The organism is Streptomyces recifensis (genome assembly GCF_002154615.1).
In the GTDB taxonomy this organism is placed as follows: domain Bacteria; phylum Actinomycetota; class Actinomycetes; order Streptomycetales; family Streptomycetaceae; genus Streptomyces; species Streptomyces griseoluteus.
In genome coordinates, this window is record NZ_MUNH01000506.1 from 1 (window position 1) to 9,699 (window position 9,699).

Sequence of the window (9,699 nt, forward strand, 5' to 3'; positions counted from 1 at the left end):
CACGGCCGCCCGGCGCCGGGTGGCCCAGGTGCAGTTGGCCGCCTCCGCCGTCGAGCTGTACGAGGCCAAGGAGGCCGCGAGCGGCGAACTGCGGCCCAGCGGCGTCGACCCGGACGCCGTCGCCGCCGCCGAGCACCGCGCGTACGACCTGCTGGGCCGGCTCAGCCGTGCCGTGCTGGCCGACGACCGGGCCGGACGCGGCCGGGGCCGCAGACGCCCCGGAGCGGCTCGTCCCTCCTGAGCCGCAAAGGCTCGGCTTTACTTCCACAAACCCTCCCGCACGCACCGTCCCCGTGCCACGGGACGGCGAATTCGCGGGCTTCGGCGCGGCCGATGTGAACGGGCCGCGCCGTCGGCGCGAATCCGCACGACGAGCCGCCCGGAGCGTCTATGTTCGTCTCGCGCGCAAGCTGATCAGAAAGCAGGCTTCCATGACCGAGACACAGCCCGTCGTCGTTCCTCCGGCCCGGGCGGCGGTATTCCTCGTGGTCACCATCGACGAGGGCGGCGAGGACACCGTGCGAGGCCTGCTGGAGGACGTGCAGTCGTTGCGCCGCTCCACCGGATACCGCGACCCCGACGCCCAGTTGAGCTGCGTGGTCGGCATAGGCTCCGCGGCCTGGGACCGCCTCTTCACCGGGCCGCGCCCCGCCGGGCTGCACCCCTTCGTCGAGCTGGACGGCGAGCGCCACAAGGCCCCCGGCACCCCCGGCGACCTCCTCCTCCATGTGCGCGGGCGCCGTATGGACATCGTGTTCGAGCTGGCCCGGCAGTTCGCCCAGCGGCTCAAGGGCGCCGCCACGGTCGTGGACGAGGTGCACGGCTTCAAGTTCTTCGACGACCGTGACCTGCTCGGCTTCGTGGACGGCAGTGCCAACCCCGAGGGGGAGCGCGCCACCGACGCGGTGTACGTGGGCGAGGAGGACCCGGACTTCCGCGGCGGCAGCTACGTCATCGTGCAGAAGTACCTGCACGACATGGACGCCTGGCACGCCCTGTCCACGGAGGAGCAGGAGCGGGCCATCGGCCGGTCCAAGCTCGCCAACATCGAGTTCCCGGACGATGTGAAGGCCCCCGACTCCCACGTCATGCTCAACACGATCGAGGGCGAGGACGGCCGCGAGCTGAAGATCGTCCGCGAGAACATGCCGTTCGGCACCATCGGCGACGACGAGTACGGCACCTACTTCATCGGGTACGCCCGAACGCCCGACGTCACCGAGCAGATGCTCCGGAACATGTTCCTCGGCCGGCGCCCCGGACAGCACGACCGGATCCTCGACTACTCGACCGCCGTCACCGGTTGCCTGTTCTACGTCCCGACCGCCACCTTCCTCGACGCGCTCCCCGCCGCCCCCGGGAAGAAGGCGGCCCAGCGGGACATAGCCCTCAACGCCTCATAACCCCCAAGCGCCTGAACGGACGGCACCGGCCCTCTCTCAGGGCCGGTGCCGTCCGTGCGTTCAGGCCCCAACCCTCTGCCAGCGGACGCTGATCGGACCCAGGAAGCACTCATGTCGCCTCTCTCGCACGGCACTTCCCAGCAGCACCCCGACGAACCCGCCCTCGCCCTCAACCCGTTCTTCGGGCAGGCGAACCCGGTGAGGGAAATGACCGAGGAGCCGCCCAGGCACCGCCTGGCGGCACTGCCGCTGGCCCCGGACACCGCCTATCAGGTGGTCCACGACGAGCTGATGCTCGACGGCAACGCCCGGCTCAACCTCGCCACCTTCGTCACCACCTGGATGGAACCCCAGGCCGGGCGGCTGATGGGGGAGTCCCGCGACAAGAACATCATCGACAAGGACGAGTACCCGCGCACCGCCGAGCTGGAGCGGCGCTGCGTGGCCATGCTCGCCGACCTGTGGAACGCCCCCGACCCCGCGCAGGCCGTGGGCTGTTCGACCACCGGCTCCAGCGAGGCGTGCATGCTCGCCGGGCTCGCCATGAAGCGCCGCTGGACCCAGCGCAACGCCGACCGCTATCCCGGCGCCCGCCCCAACCTGGTCATCGGCATCAACGCCCAGGTCTGCTGGGAGAAGTTCTGCAACTACTGGGAGGTCGAGGCCCGCCAACTCCCCATGGAGGGCGACCGGTTCCACCTCGACCCGCACGAAGCGGTCGAGCTGTGCGACGAGAACACCATCGGTGTCGTCGGTATCCTCGGCTCCACCTTCGACGGCTCCTACGAGCCCATCGCCCAGCTCTGCGCCGCCCTCGACGCCTACCAGGAGCGCACCGGCCTCGACATCCCGGTCCACGTCGACGGCGCGTCCGGCGCGATGATCGCCCCGTTCCTCGACCAGGACGTGGAGTGGGACTTCCGGCTCCCGCGCGTGGCCTCGATCAACACCTCGGGCCACAAGTACGGGCTGGTCTACCCCGGTGTCGGGTGGGCCCTGTGGCGGGACAAGGAGGCGCTGCCCGAGGACCTGGTCTTCCGGGTCAACTACCTGGGCGGCGACATGCCGACCTTCGCCCTCAACTTCTCCCGCCCCGGCTCCCAGGTCATCGCGCAGTACTACACCTTCCTGCGCCTGGGCCGCGAAGGCTTCCGCGCGGTCCAGCAGGCCACCCGCGACGTCGCCATGTCGCTGGCCCGGAAGGTCGAGGACATGGGGGACTTCAAGCTGCTCACGCGCGGCGATCAGTTGCCGGTGTTCGCCTTCACCACCGCCGACCACGTCACGTCCTACGACGTCTTCGACGTCTCCCGCCGGATGCGGGAGACCGGCTGGCTGGCCCCCGCGTACACCTTCCCGCCCCACCGCCAGGACCTCGCCGTGCTGCGGGTGGTGTGCCGCAACGGCTTCACCCGCGACCTCGCCGACCTGTTCGCCCAGGACCTCGCCCGGCTGCTGCCCGAACTGCGCGACCAGCCGCACCCGATGGTCCGCGACCACCAGGCCGGGACCGGCTTCCACCACTCGGAGAACCGCGCGGAGCGGTAGCCGGCCAAGAACGTTCCCCGTACAGGCACGCGACCGTCGCCCCGCGCCGCACCCTCGCGCCGGGGCGACGCTCCTGGTCACGTGCACGCCCGAGTGTCCTAGGCTGAGGCGCACTCGCGTCAGGTGCACGCAGCGAGTCGGCCTGGAGCACTGGGAGTTGTGATGAGCCAAGACACGTCGGGACGACCCGCCGAAGGTGCCGGGAAGCGGGCTCCGGAGTTCCAGCCCTACCACCATCCGGCGGCAGGCTGGGGAGCGGCCAAGAGTGTCACGCGCTTCCTGATACGTGAGCGCGAACTCCTCGAAGGCCCCAAGGCCATCCAGAAGATGAACCACGAGGGCAGGGGCTTCGACTGTCCCGGCTGCGCCTGGCCGGACGACCTCAAGGGCCTCAGGCTCGACATCTGCGAGAACGGCATCAAGCACGTCACGTGGGAGATGACCCACAAGCGCGTCGGCCCCGCCTTCTTCGCCGCACACACCGTCGGCGAACTCGCCACCTGGAGCGACGCCGCGCTGGAGGCCCAGGGGCGCCTCACCCACCCCATGCGCTACGACGCGGACACCGACACCTACGTCCCCGTCTCCTGGCAGGACGCCTTCGAACTGGTCGGCAGCACCCTGCGCAACCTGGAGAGCCCCGACCAGGCGTCGTTCTACACCTCGGGCCGGCTCGGCAACGAGGCGACCTTCCTGTACCAGTTGATGGCGCGCGAGCTGGGCACCAACAACCTGCCCGACTGCTCCAACATGTGCCACGAGGCCAGCGGCCGCGCCATGCAGGCCGCGCTCGGCACCGGCAAGGGCACCGTCGACCTGGAGGACTGGGAGAAGACCGACGCCCTGTTCATCATCGGCGTCAACGCGGCGTCCAACGCGCCCCGGATGCTCACCTCGTTCGCCGAGGCGCACAAGCGCGGCGCGAAGATCGTGCACATCAACCCGCTCGTCGAGGCGGCCGCCACCCGCACCATCATCCCGCACGACTTCGTGGACATGGCGCTCAACCGCGCCACCCCCACCAGCTCGCTCAACCTCCAGCCGCGCATCGGCGGCGACATGGCTCTGCTGCGCGGCATGGCGAAGGCGATCTTCGCGGAGTCGCAGACCAACCCCGAGGCGCTCGACCAGGAGTTCATCGACCGGCACACCTCGGGCTTCGCCGAGTACCGCGCGGTCGTGGAGGCCACGCCCTGGGCGGAGCTGGAACTCCAGTCGGGTCTCAGCCGTGCCGAGATCGAGTCCGCCGCGCGCGTCTACTGCGACGCCGACCGCGCCATCTTCAGCTGGTGCCTCGGTGTCACCCAGCACGAGCACGGCGTGGACACCGTGCGCGAGATCGTCAACGTCCTCCTGCTGCGCGGCAATCTGGGCCGCGAGGGCGCCGGTCCGTCCCCGGTGCGCGGGCACAGCAACGTGCAGGGCAACCGCACCTGCGGCATCGACCACCGGCCGTCCAAGGAGTTCCTGGACCGGCTGGCCGAGGTCTGCGAGATCGACCCGCCCCGCGACCACGGTCTGGACACCGTCAGCACCATCGAGGCCATGCGCACCGGTGACGTGAAGGTGTTCGTCGGCATGGGCGGCAACTTCGCCCTCGCCGCGCCGGACAGCGCCTACACCTTCGACGCGCTGCGCACCTGCGAGCTGACCGTGCAGGTCAGCACCAAGCTCAACCGGAGCCACCTGGTGCACGGCAAGCAGGCGCTCATCCTGCCCTGCCTCGGCCGCACCGAGAAGGACCGGCAGGCCACCGGTGAGCAGGGCACCTCCGTCGAGGACTCGATGTCCATGGTCCACCTCTCCGTCGGCATGAAGCGCCCCGCCTCCGAGCACCTGCTCTCCGAGCCCGCGATCATCGCCGGCATGGCGCGTGCCGCCCTGCCCTACAGCGCCACCCCCTGGGAGTGGTACGTCGAGGACTACGACCGCATCCGCGACACGATGGCCAGGGCGCTGGAGGGCTTCGAGGACTTCAACCGCCGGGTCCGGCTGCCGCTCGGCTTCCGCATCGATCAGCCCGCCCGCGAGCTCGTCTTCCGCACGCCCACGGAGCGTGCCGAGTTCTCCAGCGCCGGCCTGACCGACGTCGTTCCCGCGACCGGCATGCTCAAGCTCGGCACGATGCGCTCCCACGACCAGTGGAACACCACGATCTACTCGGACGACGACCGTTACCGGGGGGTCAGGAACCTGCGCACGCTGATCTTCATTAACAAGGAGGACATGGCCGAGCGGGGGCTGAACCTCTTCGACGAGGTCGACATCACCAGCATCGCCAAGGACGGCAGCAGGCGCGGCGTCCACGGCTACAAGGTGATCCCGTACGACATCCCCCAGGGGTGCGCGGCCGGGTACATGCCGGAGCTGAACGTGCTCTGCGCGATCGGCGACTACAGCACGCAGAGCGACCAGCCGCTGATGAAGAACGTCAACGTCATGGTGACGCCTGCCGCTTAGACATCACGCGAAAGCGGCCGGCCTTTTCCAGGAGGGCCGGTCGCTTTCGTGTGTACGGCGCTTTCAGGAACCGATTTCGATCGAGCGCCGGGTCGCCGTCTGGGATTTCGGCAGCCGGACCGTCAGTACACCGTCGGAGAGATCGGCCTGAACGCCCTCGACATCGACGTCACCGGGAACCCGTACCCCGTAGGAGAAACTGCCGTCCCTGCGGCGCAGGGCGTTTCCGCCGGTGCTCTCGTCGATCGAGCCGTGGATGTGCAGTTCTCGGCCGTCGACCTCGATGTTCACGTTCTCGCGGGGAATGCCCGGCAATTCGGCGCGGACCAGATAGGCGTCGCCCGCGTCCTCCTCCTCCACCAGAGGCATCCAGTGCCGGGTCGGCTCGGCCGGCTGCGCGGACTGCTCCACCAGGCGGCTGACCTCGCCCCACAACTGCTGGAGTTCCACCACGGGATCGTGTCCGGCCCACCAGGCCGACCTCGCAACGCCCGCACGTTCGCTCATGCCCGGACTCCTCTTCTCCTCGCGTGCATATAAAGGAGTGTGCACAACACCCACGACGGCGGCAGCAAGGCTCAGGCAAATGGGTGGGGAAAGCCCGGAAATCCCTTGGGGGAGCTTGCTTCCTCGGGTTGCGAGGCCCTGGACATCGCGGTTCAGTGAGAACCTGATCCGTCGCGCACCAGGAGCTGCCATGTCGATGTCGTTCGGTTCACCGTTCGGTTCCTCCGACCCTTTCAGCGACCTGCTGAACCGGTTCTTCGGCATGTCACCGGCGTCATCGCCCCCTGCTGTGCAGCGAGTTCCCATCGGCCGTCTGCTGACGGAGTCCTCGCAGGAACTGCTCAATCTGGCCGCGCAGAAGGCGGAGGAGGATGGTACCTCCGACCTCGACACCCAGCACCTGCTGTGGGCCGCGACCAAGGTCGAGCCCAGCCGCCGCATCCTGGCGCAGGCCGGGGTCGACCCCGACAAGCTCGCCCAGACGATCAGTGAGGTGCTGCCCGGCGAGTCCGCCACCCCGTCCGCCGAACCCGGCCTCACCCCGGCCGCCAAGCGCACCCTGGCCGACGCCTTCGCCCAGTCCCAGGCGGCCGGCAACTCCTACATCGGCCCGGAGCACATCCTGGCCGCGCTGCTGGAGGACGCCGACTCCGGCGCCGGGCGTCTGCTGTCCGCCGAGGGCGTCGACGGAAAGAAGCTGGCCTCGCGCACCGAGCAGGCCGCCCGCCAGGACCAGGGCCGCCCGGGGGGCGGCCCCACCAGCACCCTGGACGAGTTCGGCCGCGACCTCACCGAGGAGGCCAGGCAGGGCAAGCTCGACCCGGTGGTCGGACGCGCGGACGAGATCGAGCAGACGGTCGAGATCCTCTCCCGCCGCTCCAAGAACAACCCGGTCCTCATCGGTGAGCCCGGTGTCGGCAAGACCGCCATCGTGGAGGGACTCGCCCAGCGCATCGTGATCGGGGACGTACCCGACACCCTGAAGGACAAGCGGGTCGTCGCCCTCGACATGTCCGGCCTGGTGGCCGGCGCCCAGTACCGCGGCCAGTTCGAGGAGCGGCTGAAGAAGGTCATCGAGGACGTCCAGGCGTCCGAGGGCGAGATCATCCTCTTCATCGACGAGCTGCACACCGTCGTCGGCGCCGGCGCCACCGGCGAGGGTTCGATGGACGCGGGCAACATCCTCAAGCCCGCCCTCGCCCGCGGCGAGCTGCACGTCGTGGGCGCGACCACGATCGACGAGTACCGCAAGTACATCGAGAAGGACGCCGCCCTCGAGCGACGCTTCCAGCCCGTCATGGTGCCGGAGCCCAGCGTCGAAGAGACCGTGCTGATCCTCGAAGGGCTGCGCGACGCCTACGAGGCCCACCACCAGGTCCGCTACGAGGACTCCGCCCTCGAAGCCTGTGCCGTGCTGTCCGACCGCTACATCACCGACCGCTTCCTCCCCGACAAGGCCATCGACCTGATGGACCAGGCCGGCGCCCGGGTACGGCTGCGCAGCGCGGCCCGCTCCACCGAGGTCGTCGCCCGTGAGGACAAGATCGCCAAGCTCCGGCGCGAGCTGGACGAGGCCGTGTCCGGCCAGGACTACGAGAGGGCGAACGACCTCAAGAAGAAGATCGCGGACGTCGAGGCCGAACTCGCGGGCATCGAGGAGCGCCGAGAAGGCGTCGTCACGGTCACCCCGAACGACATCGCCGACATCGTCTCCCGCCGGACCGGCATCCCCGTCTCCCAGCTCACCGCCAGCGAGAAGGAGCGGCTGCTCAACCTGGAGGAGGAGATGCACGCCCGCATCGTCGGGCAGAACGAGGCCGTCACCGCCGTCTCGCAGGCGGTGCGCCGCAATCGCGCGGGCATGGGCGACCCGAACCGCCCGGTCGGCTCGTTCCTCTTCCTCGGTCCCACCGGTGTCGGCAAGACCGAACTCGCCAAGGCCCTCGCCGAGCTGCTGTTCGGCGACGAGGACCGCATGATCCGCTTCGACATGAGCGAGTTCCAGGAGAAGCACACCGTCTCCCGCCTGGTCGGCGCGCCTCCCGGATACGTCGGCTACGAGGAGGCCGGACAGCTCACCGAGAAGGTCCGCCGTCAGCCCTACAGCGTGTTGCTCTTCGACGAGATCGAGAAGGCGCACCCGGACGTGTTCAGCACGCTGCTGCAGATCCTGGACGACGGGCGGCTGACCGACGGCCAGGGCCGCACCGTCGACTTCCGGCACACCGTCATCATCATGACGTCCAACATCGGCGCCCAGCTCATCCTGGCGCACCAGGGCGACGTGTCCGAGATCAAGGACGAACTGCTTCAGGAGCTGCGCGGCCGCTTCCTGCCGGAGTTCCTCAACCGGATCGACGACATCATCATCTTCCACGGCCTCACCGAGGACGACCTCTCCCAGATCGTGGACCACCTGCTGGACCAGAGCCGGCGCCGGGTGAGGGCGCAGGGGTTGCAACTGGAGGTCACCGAGGCGGCGAAGAAGCTGCTGATCGCCCACGGCCACCAGCCGGAGTTCGGCGCGCGTCCGCTGCGCCGCACGATCCAGACGGAGCTGGACAACCGCATCGCGGAGCTGCTGCTCAGTGGCCAGGCCGACCCGGGGGACACCATCGTCGCGGATGTGCAGAACGACTCGCTGCACGTCACCGTGCGCAAGGCGGACGAGAAGAAGTCCGGGAAGGACGACGAGTCCGCGGGGAAGAAGGCGGCGGCCAAGAAGACCGCGTCCGGCGGCAAGAAGAAGGCCGACTCGAAGGACGCCGAGGCCAAGTAGGACCTACGGCGGCAAGGAGAACCCCATGGCGCACCACCACAAGTCCAACAAGAAGGTCGAGGGCGACCCCGACCGCGACCACGGGCGTGGGCTGCCCCGCCGCCCGGACGACACCGAACTCGAGGAACGCGCTCAGGAGGACCGGCGTGACGTCGGCCTCCCGGTCCGGGAGCAGGAGAGTCCGGAGCGGATCTACGAGCAGGAGACCGCCGAGATCGACCGTCAGGTCGAACGGGGCGAGGTGGAGACGGGTGACCTGACGCGTCGGCAGCGCGAGCAGGAAGACCCCTTCCCGCCGTCCCACTACGACGGCTGACCCGCGGTGAACCCTGGGCGGACCGGACACCCGAGTCCGGTCCGCCTGGGCGTGCGCCGTTCTCAGCCCTGGTCGCCGGGCGTGCCCAGGGAGACCACGACCGCGGTGGCCTCGCCGTCCGGGGCCTCGTAGCTGACGGTGTCGCCGGGGGTGCGGCCGAGGAGCGCGCGGCCCAGCGGGCTGTCGGAGGTGACCAGCTTCGGGTCGCGGGCGTCGGCGATCTCGCCGATGTGCAGGGTGTCCGTGCTGCCGTCCGCGAACCGGACGGTGACCGTCGTGCCCACCCCGACCCTGTCGGTGGGGACCGGACCCCCGATGCCGGCCTGGCGCAGCCGGTCCTCGACCCGTTCGATGCGCTCGTCCAGCCGGTTGAGCTGGTCGGCCCGCTGGATCTCGTCGGCCTGGTCGGCACGGTCCCCGACCTCGTCGGAGTCCTTCAGCGTCGCGGCGACCGTCTCGCGCTCCTCGTGCAGATCGGACAGTTCCTGCTCGAGCGCCTTGCGCGCCTCGGCGCTGATCGGCTCGGGGTCACCGGTCATTCCTGCTCCCGTGCTACAGAGGGAAGTGCTGGACAGGAGCACCCTACTGGCGTGAGCCCGGTGCCGGGGGAACCTCGGGCACCCAGGGCCGCTGCCACGGCGGGCTGCCCGCCACCAGCGCGTCCGCCTGGGGCGGGCCCCAGGAGC

General features: G+C 69.7%; 8 protein-coding genes. 6 read left to right on the top strand and 2 right to left on the bottom strand.

The annotated features are described in order from the left end of the window. From CCN33_RS32215 to CCN33_RS24260, 4 genes are all read left to right on the top strand, one after another. Positions 1 to 241 (top strand): hypothetical protein (locus CCN33_RS32215; protein WP_167387931.1); only part of this gene is annotated, 241 nt, incomplete at its 5' end. 190 nt (positions 242 to 431) lie between these two features. Further along, a complete protein-coding gene (locus CCN33_RS24250; protein WP_086695616.1) occupies positions 432 to 1,403 on the top strand; it encodes a Dyp-type peroxidase in 972 nt (323 codons plus the stop codon). Between the two features lie 111 nt (positions 1,404 to 1,514). Further along, complete coding sequence (gad, locus tag CCN33_RS24255) at positions 1,515 to 2,951, top strand: glutamate decarboxylase (protein WP_086695617.1); 1,437 nt, start codon at positions 1,515 to 1,517, stop codon at positions 2,949 to 2,951. Positions 2,952 to 3,113: 162 nt separating this feature from the next. Continuing rightward, complete coding sequence (locus CCN33_RS24260; RefSeq protein WP_086695618.1) at positions 3,114 to 5,411, top strand: FdhF/YdeP family oxidoreductase; 2,298 nt, start codon at positions 3,114 to 3,116, stop codon at positions 5,409 to 5,411. 63 nt (positions 5,412 to 5,474) lie between these two features. Here the strand turns inward: CCN33_RS24260 and CCN33_RS24265 are convergent, their stop codons facing one another. Then, positions 5,475 to 5,918: an Hsp20/alpha crystallin family protein gene (locus tag CCN33_RS24265; protein ID WP_086695619.1), complete on the bottom strand. Its 444-nt coding sequence runs from the start codon at positions 5,916 to 5,918 to the stop codon at positions 5,475 to 5,477. A 190-nt stretch (positions 5,919 to 6,108) separates the two neighbouring features. On the opposite strand from CCN33_RS24265, the gene CCN33_RS24270 reads away from it, so the two are divergent. Continuing rightward, the gene (locus CCN33_RS24270; protein ID WP_086695620.1) at positions 6,109 to 8,697 is read left to right on the top strand and encodes an ATP-dependent Clp protease ATP-binding subunit; all 2,589 of its coding nucleotides are present in this window, start codon (positions 6,109 to 6,111) and stop codon (positions 8,695 to 8,697) included. 25 nt (positions 8,698 to 8,722) lie between these two features. After that, positions 8,723 to 9,013: a hypothetical protein gene (locus CCN33_RS24275; RefSeq protein ID WP_086695621.1), complete on the top strand. Its 291-nt coding sequence runs from the start codon at positions 8,723 to 8,725 to the stop codon at positions 9,011 to 9,013. Between the two features lie 62 nt (positions 9,014 to 9,075). Here the strand turns inward: CCN33_RS24275 and CCN33_RS24280 are convergent, their stop codons facing one another. Next, positions 9,076 to 9,552, bottom strand: a complete 477-nt coding sequence (locus tag CCN33_RS24280; protein WP_086695622.1) for a GreA/GreB family elongation factor — start codon at positions 9,550 to 9,552, stop codon at positions 9,076 to 9,078. Positions 9,553 to 9,699: the final 147 nt, after the last annotated feature.